The organism is Microbacterium resistens (assembly GCF_021172025.1).
Classification (GTDB): Bacteria; Actinomycetota; Actinomycetes; order Actinomycetales; family Microbacteriaceae; genus Microbacterium; species Microbacterium resistens.
Window position 1 is genome coordinate 2,781,894 of record NZ_CP082781.1, and the last position, 19,352, is coordinate 2,801,245.

19 protein-coding genes are annotated in these 19,352 nt (G+C 72.1%); 4 read left to right on the forward strand and 15 right to left on the reverse strand.

The window, feature by feature from the left end; translation table 11 throughout:
- Window positions 1-2: 2 nt before the first annotated feature.
- The 7 genes from mnhG to K8F61_RS13180 all read right to left on the reverse strand — a co-directional run bounded on the left by mnhG (window position 3) and on the right by K8F61_RS13180 (window position 7,677).
- Complete coding sequence (mnhG, locus tag K8F61_RS13150; protein ID WP_231819440.1) at window positions 3-395, reverse strand: monovalent cation/H(+) antiporter subunit G; 393 nt, start codon at window positions 393-395, stop codon at window positions 3-5.
- On the reverse strand, window positions 392-658 hold the full coding sequence (locus tag K8F61_RS13155; RefSeq protein ID WP_067246764.1) for an MrpF/PhaF family protein: 267 nt from the start codon (window positions 656-658) through the stop codon (window positions 392-394). Before K8F61_RS13155 ends, mnhG begins: the two co-directional genes overlap by 4 nt.
- On the reverse strand, window positions 655-1,299 hold the full coding sequence (locus K8F61_RS13160; RefSeq protein ID WP_067246760.1) for a Na+/H+ antiporter subunit E: 645 nt from the start codon (window positions 1,297-1,299) through the stop codon (window positions 655-657). The genes K8F61_RS13155 and K8F61_RS13160 overlap by 4 nt, the downstream gene beginning before the upstream one ends.
- Window positions 1,296-2,867, reverse strand: coding sequence for a Na+/H+ antiporter subunit D (locus K8F61_RS13165; RefSeq protein WP_067246757.1), 1,572 nt, complete (start codon window positions 2,865-2,867; stop codon window positions 1,296-1,298). The genes K8F61_RS13160 and K8F61_RS13165 overlap by 4 nt, the downstream gene beginning before the upstream one ends.
- A complete protein-coding gene (locus tag K8F61_RS13170) occupies window positions 2,864-3,490 on the reverse strand; it encodes a Na(+)/H(+) antiporter subunit C (protein WP_231819441.1) in 627 nt (208 codons plus the stop codon). Before K8F61_RS13170 ends, K8F61_RS13165 begins: the two co-directional genes overlap by 4 nt.
- Window positions 3,490-6,468 carry a Na+/H+ antiporter subunit A gene (locus K8F61_RS13175; RefSeq protein ID WP_231819442.1) on the reverse strand — a complete coding sequence of 993 codons (2,979 nt, stop codon included), beginning with the start codon at window positions 6,466-6,468 and terminating at the stop codon, window positions 3,490-3,492. The genes K8F61_RS13170 and K8F61_RS13175 overlap by 1 nt, the downstream gene beginning before the upstream one ends.
- A gap of 63 nt (window positions 6,469-6,531) precedes the next feature.
- Window positions 6,532-7,677 carry a LacI family DNA-binding transcriptional regulator gene (locus K8F61_RS13180; protein ID WP_231819443.1) on the reverse strand — a complete coding sequence of 382 codons (1,146 nt, stop codon included), beginning with the start codon at window positions 7,675-7,677 and terminating at the stop codon, window positions 6,532-6,534.
- A 59-nt stretch (window positions 7,678-7,736) separates the two neighbouring features.
- Between K8F61_RS13180 and K8F61_RS13185 the strand changes: the two genes are divergently transcribed.
- Window positions 7,737-8,948, forward strand: a complete 1,212-nt coding sequence (locus K8F61_RS13185; RefSeq protein ID WP_219086031.1) for an MFS transporter — start codon at window positions 7,737-7,739, stop codon at window positions 8,946-8,948.
- A 16-nt stretch (window positions 8,949-8,964) separates the two neighbouring features.
- Here the strand turns inward: K8F61_RS13185 and K8F61_RS13190 are convergent, their stop codons facing one another.
- On the reverse strand, window positions 8,965-9,726 hold the full coding sequence (locus tag K8F61_RS13190) for a response regulator transcription factor (protein ID WP_231819444.1): 762 nt from the start codon (window positions 9,724-9,726) through the stop codon (window positions 8,965-8,967).
- A complete protein-coding gene (locus K8F61_RS13195) occupies window positions 9,723-10,976 on the reverse strand; it encodes a sensor histidine kinase (RefSeq protein ID WP_231819445.1) in 1,254 nt (417 codons plus the stop codon). Before K8F61_RS13195 ends, K8F61_RS13190 begins: the two co-directional genes overlap by 4 nt.
- Window positions 10,977-11,120: 144 nt before the next feature.
- Between K8F61_RS13195 and K8F61_RS13200 the strand changes: the two genes are divergently transcribed.
- From K8F61_RS13200 to K8F61_RS13210, 3 genes are all read left to right on the forward strand, one after another.
- A complete protein-coding gene (locus K8F61_RS13200; protein ID WP_231819446.1) occupies window positions 11,121-12,050 on the forward strand; it encodes a GAP family protein in 930 nt (309 codons plus the stop codon).
- A gap of 76 nt (window positions 12,051-12,126) precedes the next feature.
- Window positions 12,127-12,822: an endonuclease NucS gene (gene nucS, locus K8F61_RS13205; RefSeq protein WP_231819447.1), complete on the forward strand. Its 696-nt coding sequence runs from the start codon at window positions 12,127-12,129 to the stop codon at window positions 12,820-12,822.
- Window positions 12,823-12,967: 145 nt separating this feature from the next.
- Window positions 12,968-13,642 (forward strand): HAD hydrolase-like protein, encoded by a 675-nt coding sequence (locus K8F61_RS13210; protein WP_231819448.1) that lies wholly within the window; start codon window positions 12,968-12,970, stop codon window positions 13,640-13,642.
- Window positions 13,643-13,752: 110 nt separating this feature from the next.
- Here the strand turns inward: K8F61_RS13210 and K8F61_RS13215 are convergent, their stop codons facing one another.
- Genes K8F61_RS13215 through K8F61_RS13240 form a run of 6 tightly spaced genes read right to left on the reverse strand, consistent with a single transcriptional unit; the run spans window position 13,753 to window position 19,336 of the window.
- The gene (locus K8F61_RS13215; RefSeq protein WP_231819449.1) at window positions 13,753-14,715 is read right to left on the reverse strand and encodes an ABC transporter ATP-binding protein; all 963 of its coding nucleotides are present in this window, start codon (window positions 14,713-14,715) and stop codon (window positions 13,753-13,755) included.
- Window positions 14,712-15,695 carry an ABC transporter ATP-binding protein gene (locus K8F61_RS13220; protein ID WP_231819450.1) on the reverse strand — a complete coding sequence of 328 codons (984 nt, stop codon included), beginning with the start codon at window positions 15,693-15,695 and terminating at the stop codon, window positions 14,712-14,714. Before K8F61_RS13220 ends, K8F61_RS13215 begins: the two co-directional genes overlap by 4 nt.
- Window positions 15,692-16,402 (reverse strand): arylmalonate decarboxylase, encoded by a 711-nt coding sequence (locus K8F61_RS13225; RefSeq protein WP_231819451.1) that lies wholly within the window; start codon window positions 16,400-16,402, stop codon window positions 15,692-15,694. Before K8F61_RS13225 ends, K8F61_RS13220 begins: the two co-directional genes overlap by 4 nt.
- Window positions 16,403-16,422: 20 nt before the next feature.
- Complete coding sequence (locus K8F61_RS13230) at window positions 16,423-17,385, reverse strand: ABC transporter permease (RefSeq protein ID WP_231819452.1); 963 nt, start codon at window positions 17,383-17,385, stop codon at window positions 16,423-16,425.
- Complete coding sequence (locus K8F61_RS13235) at window positions 17,385-18,350, reverse strand: ABC transporter permease (protein ID WP_231819453.1); 966 nt, start codon at window positions 18,348-18,350, stop codon at window positions 17,385-17,387. The genes K8F61_RS13230 and K8F61_RS13235 overlap by 1 nt, the downstream gene beginning before the upstream one ends.
- On the reverse strand, window positions 18,347-19,336 hold the full coding sequence (locus K8F61_RS13240) for an aldo/keto reductase (RefSeq protein ID WP_231819454.1): 990 nt from the start codon (window positions 19,334-19,336) through the stop codon (window positions 18,347-18,349). The genes K8F61_RS13235 and K8F61_RS13240 overlap by 4 nt, the downstream gene beginning before the upstream one ends.
- Between the last annotated feature and the right edge of the window lie 16 nt (window positions 19,337-19,352).

Consider the following 19,352-nt stretch of genomic DNA (forward strand, 5'->3'; position numbering starts at 1 on the left):
GCTCAGCCGCCCGCGGCGGGCGGCGTCTCCCGGGACTCCGCGAGCTCGTCGACGACCAGCTCGCGACGGTCGATCGTGTCGTTGCGGTAGGCCTGGCGGCCGACCATGTGCGCCGACAGCGGCGCGGTCGCGAACTGCATGAGCACGACGGGGACCACCAGCAGCGCGCCGAGCAGGATGCCCATCACGGAGCGCTGGGACAGCGCGATCGCGACGCAGATCAGCAGCAGGCCGAGCACCTGCGGCTTCGTGGCCGCGTGCAGGCGGGTCGGCACGTCCCGGAAGCGCAGCAGCCCGATCGCCGCGGTGAGGCACAGCACGGCGCCCAGGAGGATGAGGATCAGCACCGCGGTGTCGATCACTGCATCCGGGATCACGAGGTCGAAGAGGTTCACGGCGTGTTGTCCCTCCGTGCGACGTAGCGGGCGACGGAGATGGAGCCGAAGACGCCGACGGCTGCGACGATCAGCAGCACCGGGAGCGTCCGGATGTGCTGGTTGATGGCCATCTCCGCGCCCAGCACGCAGATCACCTCCGTGAGCAGCACGTCGCTGGCGACCGCACGGTCGAGGATCGACGGCCCGATCACGATCCGGATCACGGTGAGGATCGCCGCGATGCCGAACACGATCATGATGACGAGCAGCAGCGGGTTCATGCGCCTCCCTCCGGGCGGCGGGCGCGGCGGCCGTCGCCCCGGTCGAGTCCGGCCGTGTGCGCGGACGCACCCCGCTCCCCGGCGCGCTCCTCGTCCGCGCGGAGCGCCTGCATCTGCGCCGGGGACCCGAGCGCCCGGACGATGCGGCGCTCCCAGCGCAGCACCCCGGCCCGCTGGCGATCGGCGTCCGCCCGCGAACGGACCCCGATCACGTGCAGGTACAGCGTGCGGTTGTCGCGATCCGCCTCCACGACGAGCGAACCGGGGATGAGCGAGGCGGTGACGGCCACGTGGGTCATCACGAGGTCGTCGGCGTAGCGCAGCGGCACCGCGATGATGGCGGTGCCGGGCTGGCGTCGCGGATTCAGGACCTGAAGGGCGACGGTGAGGGATCCGTGGACCACGGCCGCGAGGAACCGGACGAGCAGCACGGCCGTCCACCACAGGTTGATCCGGCCCGACAGCTCCACGGTGGGAAGCCGGAACACGCGGGTGACGAACACGGCCACCGCGATGCCGGTGAGGAGGGACAGCACCGTGAACTGGCCCCACAGCAGCATCCACAGGACGATCAGCCACAGCAGGAACGGCAGCTGCGTGCGGATGTCGCGCCAGAGGCCGCGCTTGGTCTCGGGGCTCATGGCGCGTCCCCCGTCCCGTCGTCCGCCGCGCCCTCGGTGACGAGCACGATCGGCTGCAGGAGCGCCTCGCCGATCCGGTCGCACAGCGCATAGATCGGTCCGGCGAACACCGTCAGCGCCAGCGTCACGGCGACCATGCCGCCGGTGGCCACGGTCATGATCCGCGGGATCCGTCGCTGCTCCTGCTGGTCCCCCGCGGCCGGCGCCTTGCCGAGGTACGCGATCCGCTCCTCCGTCGCCGTCGAGTCCTCCTCCTCGCGCCAGAACGCGAGGTTCCAGGCGCGCATGAGGGCGTACAGGGTCAGCAGCGACGTGACGACGCCGCCCACGATCAGCACGATCATCAACGGGGTGCCGACGCTCGCCGCGGCCTCGAACAGGGCGAACTTGCCGATGAACCCGGAGAACGGCGGAAGCCCGCCGAGGTTGATCGCGGGAACGAAGTAGAGCACGGCGATGAGCGGAGCGGCCTTCATCAGCCCCTTGACTCGCAGGATCGACGTGCTGCCCGCCCGACGCTCGACGAGACCCACCGCGAGGAACAGGGTGGTCTGCACGACGATGTGGTGGACGATGTAGTACACCGTCGCCCCGATGGCGGCGGGCGTGGCGATCGCCAGGCCGAACACCATGTACCCCACGTGGCTGACCAGCGTGAAGGACAGGATCCGTTTCAGCTCCGCCTGCGCGACGGCGCCCAGCACGCCGACGATCATGGTGGCCAGCGCCACGACGAGAAGGACCGTGTCGATGCTGTTCGAGGCGAACAGCTGGGTCTCGGTGCGGATCAGCGCGTACACGCCCACCTTGGTCAGCAGGCCGGCGAACACCGCCGTGACCGGGGCGGGGGCCGTCGGGTAGGAGTCGGGCAGCCAGAAGGACACCGGGAACACGGCGGCCTTGATCCCGAACGCGATGACGAGCATCAGGTGCAGGACGAGCTGCGTGTCCTGGGGGAGCTCCCCCATGCGCTGGGCGATCTGCGCCATGTTCACGGTCCCCAGCGCGCCGTAGATCATGGCGATCGAGGCGAGGAAGAGGATCGAAGACACCAGCGAGACGACGATGTAGACCGCGCCGGTGCGGATCCGGGACTCCGTGCTGCCGAGCGTGATGAGCACGTACGAGGCCACGAGCAGGATCTCGAAGCCCACGTAGAGGTTGAACAGGTCGCCCGCGATGAACGCGTTGAAGATGCCCGCGGCGAGGATGAGGTACGACGGGTTGAAGATGGAGATCGGCGTCTCCTCGGCCCCGTCCGCCGAGCCCTGGCCGATCGAGAACAGCAGGACCGCGACGAGCACGATGCTCGAGATGAGCACGAGCAGCGCCGCCAGCCGGTCCACGTAGAGCACGATCCCGAACGGAGCGGGCCAGCCGCCGACCTCGACCGCGAACGGCGCCGCGGAGGCGTCGACGGCGACGAGCAGGACGGCCGCGATCACCGAGACAAGCCCCAGGGTCACGACGGAGACGATCACCTGGACCCGGTTGTTCCGGCCGAAGACGAGCGTGACGGCCGCGCCCAGCAGCGGCAGGGCCACGAGCAGCGGGACGAGGGCGTTCATCGCGCTCCCCCGTTCCCCGTGCCGTCGCTGTCGTCCGTGCCTGCCGTGTCCGTCCCGTGCGCGGAACCCGGATCCGGCTCGGCGGCCGTGGGCCCGCGATCGACCGGCGCCGCGGCGGGCATGGCCGGGACGTCCATGGGAGCGTCGTCGACGATGGCGTCGAGGTCACGGCTGTGCAGGATCCGGATGGGCGCGGTGTCGACGCCGACGAAGTCCGTCGTGGCCTCCTCGTCCGCGGGATCCCCCTCGTCCTCCATGAGGTCCTCTTCGTCCTCGGTACGACCGCGCAGCGCGATGTCCGCCGCGTCGTCCTCCACCGTGTCGGCCTGACCGAGCTGCCAGGAGCGGTAGATGAGCGCGAGCAGGAACGCCGAGACGGCGAACGTGATGACGATGGCGGTGAGCGTGAGGGCCTGGGGCAGCGGGTCGCTGACCTCGCCGTCGACCCCGTAGAACGGCGCCTTGCCGGGAAAGCCCATCACGATCAGCAGCAGGAGGTTGGTGGCGTTCCCCAGGAGCAGGAACCCGATGAGCACCCGGGTGAGGCTCCGTTCGAGCATCGCGTAGACCCCGCAGGCGAAGAGCACGGCCATGATGACGATCAGGGTCAGCGACACGTCCATCAGATGCGCACCCCCCGGGCCCGCATCTCGAGGGTCTGCCGGTCCACCTCGGCGCCGAGGCTGCGCAGCACGTCCAGGACGAGCCCGATCACCACGAGGTACACGCCGATGTCGAAGATCGTCGAGGTCACGAACTCGATGTGCCCGATCACCGGGATCTCGGCCTCCCAGAACGTGCTCGTGAGCGGAGCGAGGCCGAAGAACAGCGGCACCACGGCGGCGCCCACCGCGAGGATCAGCCCCGCGCCGAGGAGGCGACCGGCGTCCGTGGGCGCGGCGGCGCCGAGCTCCCAGCGCCCGCCCGCGATGTAGCGCATGACCAGGGCCATGCCGGCGACGAGACCGCCGGCGAATCCCCCGCCCGGCGCGTTGTGGCCGGCGAAGAGCAGGAAGATCGACACGACGATGATCGTGTGGAACAGGATCCGGACGATCACCTCGAGCAGGATCGAGCGGTTCTCCGGCTTCATCTGCTGTCCGCCGATGAGCCAGGCACGCGGTCCTCCGCGGTTCTCGGCCGTCTGGAACCGCAGGCCGTCGGTGGTCTCCACGAGCGGGCGGTGGCGCGTGCGGCGGCCGCGGGCGCCGTCGGGCACGACGCCGAGCTGGGCGGTGTCGGGCAGCGCGCTCATGCTGGAGAGCCGGTCGGCGCGGTGCGTCACGAACACGAGGGAGGCGACGCCGGTCGCCGCCAGCACGAGCACCGAGAGCTCGCCCATGGTGTCCCAGCCGCGCAGGTCCACCAGCGCCACGTTGACGACGTTCTTTCCGTGGCCGAGCTCGTACGCGAGCGTCGGGAACGCCTCGGAGATCGGGTCAGCGACGCGGGCGCTCGTGGCGAGGACCGCGACGAGCGCCATCGTCATGCCGACCGCGGCACCCAGCACCGCGCGCGGAACGCGTCCGACGGACGCGTTGTGCTCGCCCATCTGCGCGGGCAGCCGCCGCAGCACGAGCGCGAAGGTCACCAGGGTCACCGTCTCCACGAGGATCTGCGTGAGGGCGAGGTCGGGCGCCCCGCTGGTAGCGAACAGGACGACCATCCCGAGCCCGGTGACCGAGACCAGGACCACGCCGGTGTAGCGCTTGCGTGCCCGGACGGCCATGATGCCGGCCGCGATCATGATCGGCGCGACGACGACCTGGATCGGCGTGTGCCACGCGCTGAGCTGGGCGCGTGCCGCCTCGCCGGCCACCAGCGCGGTGACCTCGGCGCCGACGACCACGATGAAGATCGTGCCGACGTAGACCGGCAGCGAGCCGCGCTGGGTGAGCCCGGTGGTCACGACCGAGAGCCGGTCGACGCCGCGCATCACCAGGTAGTACGCGTCCTGTGCGGTGAACGGGATCAGACGCGGCTTCGCGTCCCAGCCCGTCCGGCGCGTGAGCAGGAACAGGCCGATGCCGAGGACGATGGCTCCGATCGAGAGGAACAGCGCGGGCTCGAAGCCGTGCCAGAGCGCGAGGTGACCGGGCTCCCTCGGCGTGCCGTCGTGCCCCGGGGTCTGCGCGGTCGCCGCGTACCCCTGGAGCGCCTTGTCGACCAACGGCGCGCCGATGCCGGCGGCGAGGCTCACCCCCGCGAGCACCACCGGTGACACGAGGAAGCCGAACGGCGGATCCGGCCATTCCGTCTCCGGCATAGGACTGCCGTCGGCGGTCCGCTTCCGCCAGAACGCGCCCCACAGGAACCGCGCCCCATATGCCGCGGTGAGCATGGATCCGACCACGACACCGATGATCGCCACGATCCCCCACGGCGAGCCGGCGAGCGCGTCCTCCCAGAGCGCCGCCAGGGTGGACTCCTTCGCGACGAACCCGATGGTCGGGGCGATGCCCACCATCGAGGCGACCGAGATGAACGAGGCCGTGGCGATCACCGGCGCCTGACGGCCGACGCCGGACAGCTCCGTGATGTCACGCGTGGAGAGCTGACGGTCGATCACGCCGACGATGAGGAACAGCGCCGACTTGAACAGGGCGTGCCCGATCACCAGCGCGAGGCCGGCGAGCGCCGCGTCCGGCGTCCCGTAGCCGAGCACGATCGTGAAGAATCCCAGCTGACTGACCGTCCCGAACGCGAGGATGCGCTTCAGGTCCGTCTCGCGCAGCGCCTGGATCCCGCCGAGCAGCATCGTGAAGACGCCGAGCGCGATGACGATCGGGCGCCACGGCGCGGAGAGGGCGAAGACCGGCGCGAACCGGGCGATCAGGTAGATGCCGGCCTTCACCATCGCCGCGGCGTGCAGGTACGCGCTGACCGGCGTCGGGGCCGCCATGGCGCCGGGGAGCCAGAAGTGGAACGGGAAGATGGCGGACTTGCTCAGGGCGCCCACGAGCAGGAGCACGACCGCCGCGTCCACCACCGCGCCGGTGGGGGCGGCCTCGAGGATCGCCACGATGCTCGTCGTCCCCGTGTCCACGACGAGGAGCACGACGCCCACGAACATCGCCAGACCGCCCAGGGTGGTGACCAGCAGCGCCTGCAGGGCGGAGCGTCGGCTCGCCCCGCGCCGGTGGTAGTGGCCGATCAGCAGGTAGGACAGGATGCTCGTGACCTCCCAGAACATCACGAGCAGGACGAGGTCGTCGGTGAGGACGAGCCCGTACATCGCCCCCGCGAAGGCGAGCAGGACCGCGGCGAACTGTCCGATCGACGTGGAGTCGCGGAAGTACCAGCGGCAGTACAGGAGCACGAGCGCCCCGACGCCCGTGACGATGAGCGTCAGCACCCAGCCCAGCACGTCCATCCGGAACGAGAGGGACAGGCCCAGCTGCGGAATCCACGGGACGCTCTCCCACGGCGTCCGCGCCGGATCGTCGTTCCCGGCGAGGACCGCTGGGGTCAGCATCGCCGCGTGGACGAAGGCCGCCGCCGGCACGAGGGCGGCGATGGCGAAGGCCCGGGCTCCGACCGCGCGCACCAGCACCGGCAGCAGAAGCGAGGCGAGGGCGAACACGGCGAGGAGCGTCAGCACAAGCGGTCTCCTCTGGCTCGTCGGCCGACGGATCGACTCAGGCGGGCGGGTTCACTCCTTATTTTACGGGTCGCCGACGCCCCTCCGGTCCACGGGGGCGTCATCCGCCGTCTTCGTCGGGGCCGGTCCGCTCGTCGTGCCCTCCCGGAAGACGCAGGTGAACCGGATCGACGCGGCCCGCTCCCCCGCCAGCATGCGCGCGACGGCATCCCCCGCCGCACGCCCCTTCTCCACCGCCGGCTGCACGGCGGTCGTGAGGACGTGGGACCCGAGCCCGTCCACGCGGATGCCGTCGAAGCCCGTCACGCTGACGTCCTCCGGGACACGCAGCCCGTGCTCCTCCGCGGCGCGGATCACGCCCGCGGCCAGCAGATCGCTCTGGGCGATGACCGCGGTCGGGCGGGTCCCGCCCCCCGCGAACAGCAGGCGTCCCGCGAGGACGCCCTCGTCGATGAAGCTCCCCGACGACGCCACCACGCGGACGTCCGGGAACACCTCCCTGACGCCGTCCAGCCGCTCGCGGGTGACCTCGACGGTGCCCTGCGCGATCCGATCCTCGTCCACGTCTCCCCGCCGCCGCTCCACGTCGAACGGCAGGGTGACCGTGGCGACCCGCTCGTGACCCAGCCCCTGCAGATGGCGCGCGAGCTGTCCCGCCGCCTCACGGTTGTCGAGCTCGATCCGGGGCACCTCGTCGCCCGCGTCCCCCTCGATCACCACGACGGGCAGCCCCCGCGAGCGCACGATGTCGAGCGCGGTGCGCATCCGTCCGCTGCAGCCGATCAGCACCACCGCGTCCACCGGGGCGGTGGCGAGCGTCGGGGCGTCACTGCCGGCGTCCGCGTCGTCGCGCAGGAGCAGGACGCCCGCGCCCAGCGTGGCGACGCCGTCGGTGAGCCCGTCCATCATCGCGGTCTTGACGGGATCCAGGAACGCGGTGCGCAGATGCTCCTCCAGCACCACGGCGACGATCCCGCTCCTCCCCCGCCGCAGCGACGCCGCCCGCGGGTCCGGCCCGGTGTAGCCGAGCTCCGCCGCCGCGGCCATCACGCGCTGCCTCGTCGCCTCGGCCACCGGCGCCTTCCCGCTGAACACGACCGAGGCGGTGGAGGGCGACACCCCCGCCGCGCGCGCCACGTCGGCGATCGTGGCACGGCGCGCGGGATCGCGATCCGGCGTCTCTGGCCCGGGGCCCGGCGGGGTCGTCATGGTCCGAGGATAACCCGCCGGCGACGCCCGTATCGAATCGATTCGATACGCTATCCGTCATGGACACCGCCCTGACCCGCTCCCAGTTCGTGCGCTGGCGCGCCGCGATCTTCGCGATCTTCCTCGCCAGCGGCCTGTCGGTGGCGACGTGGGCGGGGCGCGTCCCCGACATCAAGGCCGCCCTGGAGATCGACAAGGCCCAGGTGGGGCTGCTGCTGCTCGGCATGGGCATCGCCTCGATCGTCGGCATCTCCTCCAGCCCGGCCGTCATGGCGCGCACGGGCGCCCGGCGGGGGATGCTCGTGTCGATGCTCTGCTTCGGCGCGGGCGTGATGCTCATCGGCATCGGCACCAACGTGCTCGGCTCCCTCCCGGTCGTGCTGATCGGCCTCGTCCTGTTCGGACTGGGCAACGGCACCGTCGACGTGATGATGAACGTCGAGGCGACCGCCATCGAGCAGCAGATGGGGAAGACCATCCTGCCGGTGTTCCACGCCTTCTTCAGCTTCGGGACCGTGCTCGGCGCGGGAGCGGCTGCGCTGGCGGCCCGCCTCGGGCTGGACGTGGCGACCCACGCGCTCATCATGGGGGCGCTCATCGTCGTGACCGCGGTGGTGTGCTTCCTGAACGTGCCCGCCCGGGAGGCGACGCAGGATCCGGAGGACGCCGAGAAACCCGCCTGGAGCGAGCGGATGCACGCGGCGCTGGAGGTGTGGCGCGAGCCGCGGACCTACGCGCTCGGGATCGTGATGCTCGGGATGTCCTTCGCCGAAGGCGGCGCGAACGACTGGCTCGCGCTCGGCGTGGTGGAGGGGCACCACGCGGCCCCGGAGCTCGGCGCCGCCGCGCTCGCGGTGTTCTCGGTCGGCATGACGACCGTCCGGCTCGTCGGCGGCCCGCTCGTCGACCGGTTCGGGCGCGTGCCGATCCTGCGTGTGCTCGCCGCGACGGCGACGGCCGGGATCCTGCTGTTCATCTTCGCGGACGGCAACCTCGTGCTCGTGTTCCTCGGCGCGGCCCTGTGGGGGATCGGGGCGTCGCTCGGCTTCCCGCTCGGCATGTCGGCAGCGGCGGACGACCCCGCGAAGGCCGCCGCCCGGGTGAGCGCCGCCGCCACGATCGGCTACGTCGCGTTCCTCGGCGGCCCGCCGGTCCTGGGCTTCATCAGCGAGCACATCGGCCTGCTGAACACGATGTTCATCCTCGCCGGCCTCGCCCTCCTGTCCGGCCTGTTCTCCTCCGCCGCGCGCCCGCTCCGCCGCACGCCCTAGCCCTTCTGTCGAGTGGTCAGTTTCTGTGGGTTGCGGGCCCGTCAGCCCACAGAAACTGACCACTCGACGGCTCGTGCGCGCGCCGACGCGCCACGATCGCCGCGGCATGCGAGCGGCTGCGGGCGCCGAGCTTGGCGAGAACGTTGGAGACGTGCGTCTTCACCGTCGGCACCGAGATGCCCAGGCGCTCGGCGAGCTGCGCGTTGGACCAGCCGTGGAGGATCCCGTCGAGCACGTCCTGCTCGCGGGCCGTCAGCTCGGCGAGCGGGGCCTCCGCGGCCTCGGACCCCGCGCTCGCACCGGCCGCGAGCGTCCCCTCCCGCGCCGCAGCGAGCGCGCGGCGGGTGACGCGGGGGTCCAGCACGCCGTCCCCGGCGGCCACCGCGCGGACGGCGTCGACGAGCGTCGCCGCGTCGGCCGTCTTCAGCAGGAACCCGGCGGCCCCGGCGGCGATCGCCCCGTGCACGAGCTCGTCCTCGTCGAAGCTCGTCAGCACGAGCACGTCCGAAAGCTGCTCCGCGACGATCTCCCGGGTGGCGGAGATCCCGTCCCGGCCCGGCATCCGCAGGTCCATCAGCACGACGTCCGGGCGCAATGCCCGCGTGTTGCGGACGGCGACCTCCCCGTCCGCCGCCTCGCCCACGACGTCCACGCCGTGCGCCTCGAGCATGATGCGCAGGCCGGCGCGGATCGCGCCGTGATCGTCCGCGAGCAGGACCGTCGGACGGCGCTCGTCCGGGGACGCGGACGAGGGAGTGGCGGACGGGGGAGTGGTCATACGGGCTCCTTCCGGGGCAGGGTGGCGCGGACCGACCAGCCGTCCGCGACCGGGCCGGCGGAGAAGTCGCCGCCCAGAGCGCGGATCCGTGTCGCGATGGTCGCCAGCCCCGTTCCGGATCCGGCCAGCGCCGGGCCGGTCCCGCCTGTGCCGCCGCGGGACTCCACCCGGACCGTGATCCGCTCCGCGTCGCCGGCGAGCAGCACCTCCACCGCCGCGCCGGCCGCGTGCCGCACGCAGTTCGTCAGCGCCTCGCGCACGACGCCCGTGGCCGCCTGACCCACCGGCTCGGCGACCGCTCCCGTCAGCGCGTCGGTGTGCCGGATGCGCAGCCCGGACTCCTCCCCGGCACGCACGAGCGCCGGGATGTCCGCCAGCCGCGGGGGAGCGGACAGCGCGCCTCCGGTGTCGCGCAGCACCGAGATCATCGATCGCAGCGCCTCGTGGGCGTCGAGGCTCGCGTCGCGCACCGCGCGCAGCGCCGCGCGGTCGCGCTCCTCGTCCGGGGGAGTGGACAGCGCCGCCTCGGTGCGGATCGCGATGGCCGAGACGTGACCGGCGACGACGTCGTGCAGCTCGCGGGCCATCACCTCGCGCTCGTCGCGGATCGTCTCGCGCGCGTCGTCCGCGGCCCGCCGGCTCTCCAGCTCGGCCAGCTCCTCGGCCCGCCCCACCGCCACCGCCCACCAGTAGTCCGTGCCGAGGACCGTCCCCATCGCGAGCGCGAGCAGCACGGCCACCCGGACCCCCGTCCCGCCGAGGTCGCCGACCCTCACGAGCGTGCCGACGAAGACGACGGCGGTGGCCACGCCGATCCCGATCGCGATGCCCCGGCGGACCCGCGCCGAGGAGCGGTGCACGGCGTGCCAGAGGACGTCGAGCAGCACGAGGAGGGACCCGAGGCCGCCCGCCGTGACGAGGTCCGCGGCGAACAGCGCCGTCGCCCCGAGCAGGGCGGTGAGCGGGATCCGCTCCCGCAGCGACACGAGCACGCAGCCGGGGAGGGCGAAGACGAGGCTCCACCACGGATCCACGGGAGTCGCGGGGATGCGGAACACGTCCCACATGCCGCTGAGCCCGATCAGCGCCGCGACGACGCTGATGATCGCGAGGCCGAGCGCGTCCCATGCGGCGCGGGGGAGAAGGCGGGCGACACCGGGCAGGACCCGGTCGAGGCCGGGCACCGGCTGCGGCGGGCGGCCGATGTCGCGGATCCGCTCCCCAACCCGCTCGCCGTCGTCCTGCTGCATCGCACCATCGAATCACGGTGCGCGGCCCGACGCATCGGCCGAAGGGATGAGCGCCGCGCCCTCCGACCAAAGGATGAGCGGCCGCGCCGCGCCTGCGACCTTCGCCCGATCCGCGCGCGGCGCGGACCGGCGAGGGTGGTCGTCATGGAACTCCTCGCGGACTCTCCGCTCGCCCTGACGCTCGCCGTGCTCGCGCTGCTCGACGGGCTCAGCGTCGGCACCCTGCTGATCCCGGTCTTCCTGCTGCTCTCGCCGGGACGCGTGCGGGTCGGACGCATCCTGCTGTACCTGGGCTCGATCACGGCGTTCTACCTGGTGATCGGCCTTCTGTTCCTGTGGGGACTGGTCAATCTCGTGGACGTGGCCGCGGACTTCTTCGCGTCCACGCCGGGGATGATCCTCCGGCTCGTCGTCGGCGCGGGCCTGCTCATCGGGTCCTTCTTCATCCCGGGGTCGAAGAAGAAGGAGGCGACCGTCGCGGTGCCCACGACGGCGAGCGCCAGCAGTCTGGAATCGGCCGGCGCGGACCGCCCTCTGCCCGGCTTCCGGCCGTCCGTCTCCGACGCCACCGCGCCCCCGGGCTCCGCCTACGCCCCGCCGCCCGTCGCCCTCTCGGGGTCCGCCGGTGGCGGGAACACCGGGGTCGCCGAGGAAGCCGCGGCGACTCCCCGCCCCGGGCGTCTCGTGCGCTGGCGGGAGAAGCTCCTGGATCCGTCGACGCCTCCGCTGACCGTCATCGGCGTCGCGATCGCCGCCGGTCTCGTCGAGGTGGCCACGATGCTGCCGTACATCGTGGCCATGACGATGCTCGCGGACGCCGGGTACGGCACGCCCGTGCGCGTCGCCGCCCTCGCCGGGTACTGCCTGCTGATGATCGCGCCCGCGCTGATCCTGCTGGTGCTGCGGATCGTCGCCGCACGGCAGATCGAGGGTCCGCTGCGGCGGCTGGGGGACTGGCTGGCCCGCACGGGCGGCGAGACGACCGCCTGGATCGTGGGGATCGTCGGCTTCCTGATCCTTCGCGCGGCCGTGACGGACCTCCGCCTCTTCGAAGCCCTCGACCGGCTGACCTGAGCCCGAGTGGTCAGTTTCTGTGGGTTGAGAGCGCCCGAACCCGCAGAAAGTGACCACTCGACATTAGGCTCGTCGGGTGCGTCTCGTCATCGCCCGCTGCGCCGTCGACTACTCCGGCCGCCTCAACGCCCACCTGCCGCTGGCCACCCGGCTCCTCGTCCACAAGGGCGACGGGAGCCTGCTCGTCCACTCTGACGGCGGCAGCTACAAGCCGCTGAACTGGATGAGCCCGCCGTGCCGGCTCGAGACCGAGGCGCCCGGCGAGGAGGAGGCGTCCGCGGGCGTCACCGAGGTCTGGCGGGTCACCCACCAGAAGACCGGCGACGCCCTGCGCGTGCAGATCTTCGAGGTCCTGCACGATTCCGCCCACGAGCTCGGCGTCGACCCGGGACTGCAGAAGGACGGCGTCGAGGCGGACCTGCAGCGGCTGCTCGCCGAACAGGTGGACCGGATCGCGGAGGGCGCGACGCTCGTGCGCCGCGAGTTCCCCACCGCGATCGGCCCGGTCGACCTCATGGTGCGCGACGCGAACGGCGCGGCGATCGCCGTGGAGGTCAAGCGGCGCGGGGACATCGACGGCGTCGAGCAGCTCACGCGCTATCTGGAGCTGCTCGGGCGCGACCCGCATCTCGCGCCGGTCCAGGGGGTGTTCGCCGCGCAGGAGATCAAGCCGCAGGCGCGCGTCCTCGCCGAGGACCGCGGGATCCGCTGCCTCGTGCTGGACTACGAGGACATGAAGGGCATCGAGTCCGGGGCACCCCGCCTCTTCTGACGCTCGATCCGCCGCGGAGCGCCCCGGGATCCGCCTCGGAGCGCCCGCGGGATTCTGCCTCGGAGCGCCCGCGGGACGTCGCCGCGGACGGGCGAGGGGCGCCGCCGCGGACGGGCGAGGGGCGCCGCCGCCATAGGGTGGAGGCATGCCCGCATCCCCGTACTCCTGCATCCTCTGGGACGTCGACGGAACGATCGCGGATGCCTCGGCCGGCATCCTTCCGCGTCTCGTCGAGGTCCTGACCTCCTTCGGCCGGCCGGCGCCGGCGGAGTCGGAGCTCTCGCTGTGGATCGGGCCCCCGATGTACGAGTCGTTCCAGGTCCGCGGCGGTCTGTCGCCGGCGGATGCGGAAAAGGCGGTGGCGCTGTACCGGGGACTGGCGGCGCGGGACGGGTACGCCGCGTCCGTGCGGATCTACGACGGCGTGCCCGATGTGCTGCGCGCCGTGTCCGACGCGGGGGTCCCGCAGGCCACGGCCAGCAGCAAACCGGAGAACCAGGTCACGGCGATCCTCAAGCACTACGGCCTGGCGGGGGAGTTCGTCGTGATGGCGGGTGCCCGGCCCGACATCCCCGGCCGTCACGACGACAAGTCCACCGTCATCGCGAGCGCTCTGGAGCGCCTCACCGCCGCGGGGGTCGACGTCAGCCGCCCCGTGCTCATCGGCGACCGCCACCACGACGTCGAAGGGGCGGAGCCGTTCGGCATCCCGGTGATCTTCGCCGAGTGGGGCTTCGGAGAGCCCGGCGAGGCGGAGGGCGCCCTCGCCCGCGTCTCGACCCCTCTCGACCTCCTCCCCCTCCTCCTCCCCTCGTCCTGACTCTCCCCATCCCCGTCCCTTCCCTCCGTTTTGGGGTCCGTTCTGGGGCCGATCCACCCCGAAACCCGCCCCGAACCTCCGAGTCGGACCCCAAACCGGCGCAGGGGGAGTCAGGCGGGGGAGAGGGCGTGGTGGCAGGCGGCGGCGCGACCCGCGCCCCGGGACAGGAGGGCGGGGCGCTGCTCGGCGCACACCGCGGTCGCGATCGGACAGCGGGTGCGGAACGCGCATCCGCTGGGCACCCGCAGCGGCGAGGGCACATCGCCCTGCAGCAGCCCGGCGTCGACCGAGGGCCGGTCCGGATCGGGGATCGGCACCGCGTCCAGCAGCGCCCGCGTGTAGGGATGGGCCGGAGCGTCGAAGACCTCGTCCGCCGGGCCCTCCTCGACGATGCGCCCGAGATACATCACCGCGATGCGGTCGGAGATCTGCCGCATGATCGACAGGTCGTGCGCGATGAAGACGTAGCTGATGCCCAGATCGGCGGAGAGGTCCATGAGCAGGTTCACGACCTGCGCCTGCACCGAGACGTCCAGGGCAGCGACCGGCTCGTCGCACACGATCACCCTCGGCTCGAGGGCCAGGGCGCGGGCGATGCCGATGCGCTGGCGCTGGCCGCCGGAGAACTCCGACGGGTAGCGGCCGCGCAGGTCGGGCGACAGGCCCACGCGCTCGAACAGCTCCGCCACCCGTCCGTCGCGTTCCGCGCGGCCGAGCCGGCTGCGATGGATCTCGAAGGGCTCGCGCACGATGTCCCCGGCGGTCATACGCGGATCCAGCGAGGTGTACGGATCCTGGAAGATCATCTGGATGTGCCGGCTGGATTCCCGGAAGCGGCGCCGCCCCGCGGGCAGGACCCGGCCGCCGACCTCCACGCGTCCCTCGTCCGGACGCTCGATACCCATGAGCATCCGCGCGAGGGTGCTCTTGCCGCACCCCGACTCGCCCACGACACCCAGGGTCTCGCCCGCCCTCAGCTCCAGGTCCACGCCGTCGACCGCGGTCAGCGTCTGCCGTCCCGCGCGGTACCTCTTCACGAGCCCCTCGGCCCGCAGCACGCTCTCGGCGCTCACGATGCGATCCTCCTCCACTCGCGGCAGGCCGTCCGGTGCCCCGGACCCACCGTGCTCGTCACGAGCCCGTCGCGGCAGGCGTCCACGGCGAAGCGGCAGCGCGGCGCGAACGCGCACCCGGTCCCGCGCTGATCCAGCCGGGGAGCGGATCCAGGGATCGCCACGAGCCGGCGATCCCCGCGGTCCGGCCTCGGGATCGCGTCCAGCAGCGCTCGGGTGTACCCGTGCGCGGGGTGGCGGAACAGGTCGCGCGTCGGAGCCTCCTCGACGATCCGGCCCGCGTACATCACGGCCACCCGGTCGGCGCGTTGCGCGACGACGCCCAGGTCATGGGTGATGAGGACCATCGCCATGTCGCGCTCGCGCTGCAGATCGGCCAGCAGCGCCATGATCTGCGCCTGGACGGTCACGTCGAGCGCGGTGGTCGGCTCGTCGGCGACGAGCACCTCGGGCTCGAGCGCGATGCTCATGGCGATCATCGCCCGCTGCCGCATCCCGCCGGAGAACTCGTGCGGGTACTGGTCCACCCGGCGCTCGGCGTCCGGGATCCGCACGCGATCCAGCAGCTCGACAGCCCGGCGCCGCGCCTCGCGCCCGCTCATCCCGCGGTGGACGCGGAGCGTCTCGACCAGCTGCTGACCGACCGTGAACACCGGGTTCAGGGCGGACAGCGAGTCCTGGAACACCATCGCGATGCGGGCCCCGCGGATCGCGCGCATCTCCCGCGGCGAGCGCCCGACGAGCTCCTCGTCGCCCAGGCGGATGGAGCCTGCGCTGATCCGGCCGGGGCGACCCACCAGCCCCATCAGCGCGCGGGCGGTCACGCTCTTGCCGCTTCCGGACTCCCCGACGATCGCGAGGGTCTCGCCGCGGCCCACATGGAAGCTCACCCCCTCCACGGCGTTCGCGACGATCTCGGTCGTCGCGAACTCGACCGTCAGTCCTTCGACCGTCAGCGCGGGACCGCCCGGCACGCTCATGCCGGCACCCGGAACAGCCGCGACCCGTGGGTCCCGGCGACCTCAGGACGCACGAGCCGCACCGCGGCCCAGAGCCCGGCCAGCGGCGACGACACCACGGGGACGCCGTAGGACTCCTCGAGCGCGGTCACGGCCCGGGCGGTCTGCAGCCCTCCGCAGGAGATGAGGATCCCGTCGAAGCCCGGATCCTCCGCGGCCTGGACCGCCAGGTCGTGCACGGTGTCGTCGTCGACCGTGTGCACCTCGTCGATCGAGCTGATGGACAGGTGCGCGCTGCCGGCGACGTCCAGCCCTTCCTGGGCGAGGAACCGGAGCAGCCGCCCGTGCACCTCCGCGGTGTACGCCGACGCCACGGCGGGGCGTGCGACGCCGACGGCGCGCAGCGCATCGACGATCGCCGCGCTCATCGTGGTCACCGGGAGCCCGGTGGCCTGGCGCATCGTGTCCACGATCTCATCGTTGAAGTCCTTGCCGCGGTAGAAGCTGAGCGAGGTGCCCATCAGCACGACGGCTTCGGCGCCGCGGGCGGCGAGGCGCTCGGACGCCCCGCGCACCGCCGAGATCACGGAGTCGTACCCCGCCACGGACATCTCCCGAAGGCCGAGTCCCTCGGCGAGGAAGGGGACTCCGGGGTAGACGTCCGCGGCATCCCGCGGGACGGCGCCGGCGAGCGGCGGCACGATCAGCCCGATACGGGTGTCGGTCATTCTGGTTCCTTCCGTCGCGCTCATCGCAGGCGCACCCGCGGATCGATGAGCGCGTACACGACGTCGACGATGAGGTTCATGAGGATGATGAAGAGCGCGGCGACCATGACGGTGCCCATGACGACCGGGAGGTCTCCGCTCATCACGCCGTTCACGGCGAACGATCCGATGCCGGAGATGCCCCAGATCCGCTCGGTGATGATGGTCCCGCCGAGCAGTCCCCCGAGGTCCAGGCCGACGAGCGTCACCAGGGGCGCGAGCGACGGCTTGAGCGCGAGCCGGCGGAGGATGCGCCGCTCGCCCATGCCCTTGGCGCGCGCGAACCAGATGTAGTCCGTCTTCAGCGCGTCGATCATGGTGGACCGCACGAAGCGGGCGTACACGCCGATGTTGACCAGCGCGATCGTCATCCAGGGCAGCAGGAGGTGGCGGAACCACTCCCACGGGTTCTCCGTGAGCGGCGTGTACCCGCCGGACGGGAAGGCGGTCACGCCCACGCGGCTGAGCTGGAAGAACAGGACGTAGAACAGGCCGAGTCCGATGAGGAACGTCGGTGCGGACAGCCCGCTCAGCGCCATGATCGACACGAGGCGGTCGACGGCGCTTCCCGGGCGGGTCGCCGCGAGCGTCCCGAGCGGGACCGCCACGAGCACGGCCAGGACGATCGCGCCGACCGCCAGCGACGCCGTCGCGGGCAGCCGCGAGAGGATCCCGGACAGCACCGGCTCCTGGGTGCGGAACGACACCCCGAAGTCGAAGGTCAGGATCCGCCCGAGCCAGTCGAGGTACTGCACGGGCAGCGGTCGGTCGAGGCCGAGGGTGCGCTCGACGAGCGCGATGGTCGCCTGGTCCGCTCCCTCGCCGGCGAACCGCTGGGCGATGCTGCCCGGCGTCCCCGCGAAGAAGAGGAGGAACACGGCGAGGCTGACGAGGAACAGCACCACGACCGAGGCCCCGAGGCGCTTGAGCACGTAGCGCAGCATCAGCGGTCCTTCCGTCGGCGCCGCGCGGGGCGGCTGCCCGGCTCGAGCGCGTCACGCAGCCCGTCGCCGAGGAGGTTGAAGGAGAGGGTCGACACCAGCAGCGCGATCCCGGGGAAGAGGATCGACCACCACGCGATGGCGTAGTTGCTCTGGTTCTCCGCGATCATGCCGCCCCAGGTCGGGGCGGGCGGGGGAACACCCAGCCCGAGGAAGGACAGGGAGGCCTCCATGACGATGATCTGCGGGATCAGCAGGCTGCCGTAAGTGAGCACGGGCCCGGCGATGTTCGGCAGGATGTGACGCACGATGATGCGGGCGTCGCTCGCGCCGAGCGTGGTCGTCGCGGTGATGTAGTCGAGCTCGCGGATCGTGAGGACGAGCGATCGCACCATGCGAGCGACGGTGCTCCAGCTGAAGAACGCGATCGTGATCATCAGCACGCCGACGCTGGCGCCGTGGATCACCACGACCGCCATCGCGATGACGAGGAAGGGGAGCGCCACGACGAAGTCGATCACGGCGGACAGGACCACGTCGACGATCCCGCCGTAGAGGCCGGCGAGCGTGCCGATCACGGTGCCGATGAGGATCGCGGCCACGGCGCTCACGATCGCGATCATGAACGTGTTCGTCGTGCCGAGGAGGATCCGGGAGAACACGTCCCGACCCACGAAGTCCGTGCCGAGCCAGAACTCCGCGCCGGGCCCGACCGGCACCCCGGCGGCGGTGAGTCCGTGCTGGCGATCGGGTTCCAGCGCGGAACGGCCGGTGAGCTCGACGAGCGCCGGGGCCGCGAGGGCGAGCACCGTGAGCACGCCGATCACGCAGAGCGCCGCCACGCTCGTGCGGTCGTGGAGGAGCCGGCGCAGGACGGCACGGGACGTGCGCTCCTGGCGGGGCCGGACGAGCTCGGTGCGGGGAGGGCCGAGGGGCCCGCCCCGCACGGCGTCTTCTGCCGTCGTCATCGCTCTCGGTACGGGTCCTCGTGCGGCTGGACGATGGATCCCGGGGGCACGTCCAGCGTGTGCCCGTCGATCCGGACCGCCTCGTCCAGGCGGGCGCGGATCTCCGTGCCGTGGCGCTCGGCGAGGTCGACGGCGCCGAGGTTCGTCTTCAGCTGCGCCACCGAGGAGGCCCCGAACAGCACCGTGGCGGTGTACTCGTACGCCAGCGCATACGCGAGCGCGAGCTCGGCGGTGCTGACGCCGAACCCGTCGGCGATGCGCCGGATCGCCGGCATCGCCGCCACGATCTGATCGCGGATCCGGCCGGGATCGCGACCCAGCACCCGGCCCGAGGTCCCGGCGCCGGCCGGGTCCTTCCCCGCCAGCACGCCGCCCTCAAGGGAGTCCGACGCCTGCATCCGCATGCCGGACTCCGCGAAGACCCGCTGGTAGGCGGGGCTCTCGCCGACCGAGCGGCGGGCGATGTTGTACTTCAGCTGCATCAGCACCGGAAGCGGTGCGCCGTCCGCGCGGCAGGCGTCGACCACCGACCCGATGTGCTCGGGGCTCCAGTTGATCCCGCCCCAGCTCTTGCTCAGCCCCTCGTCCACGAGGCGGCGCGCGTCCTGGGCGTGAGCGATGGGCTCGTCCACGCCCCACCGGGGTCCGTACAGCAGCACGATGTCCACGTCGTCGCGGCGGAGGCGGAACAGGGTCTCCTTGAGCTCCGTGACGACGTCCGCGTCGGGGTCGTCCCCCTTCCAGACCTTCGTCATCACCCGGGTCGTGTCCGGCGCTCCGGCGTCCTCCAGCGCACGGGAGAGGATCACCTCGGTGTGCGGCGCGCGCGTGTAGTGGGCCACGTCGAACAGCGTGATGCCGGCTTCGAGCGCGAGGGACACGATGTCGACGATCTCGCGGTACTCGAGTCGCGAGTAGGTCTCGTACGATCCGAGCGAGAGCGCGGGGACGTCGAATCCGGCCTGGGGCAGGGTGGTGTGCTTCATCGGTTTCCTTTCGGGA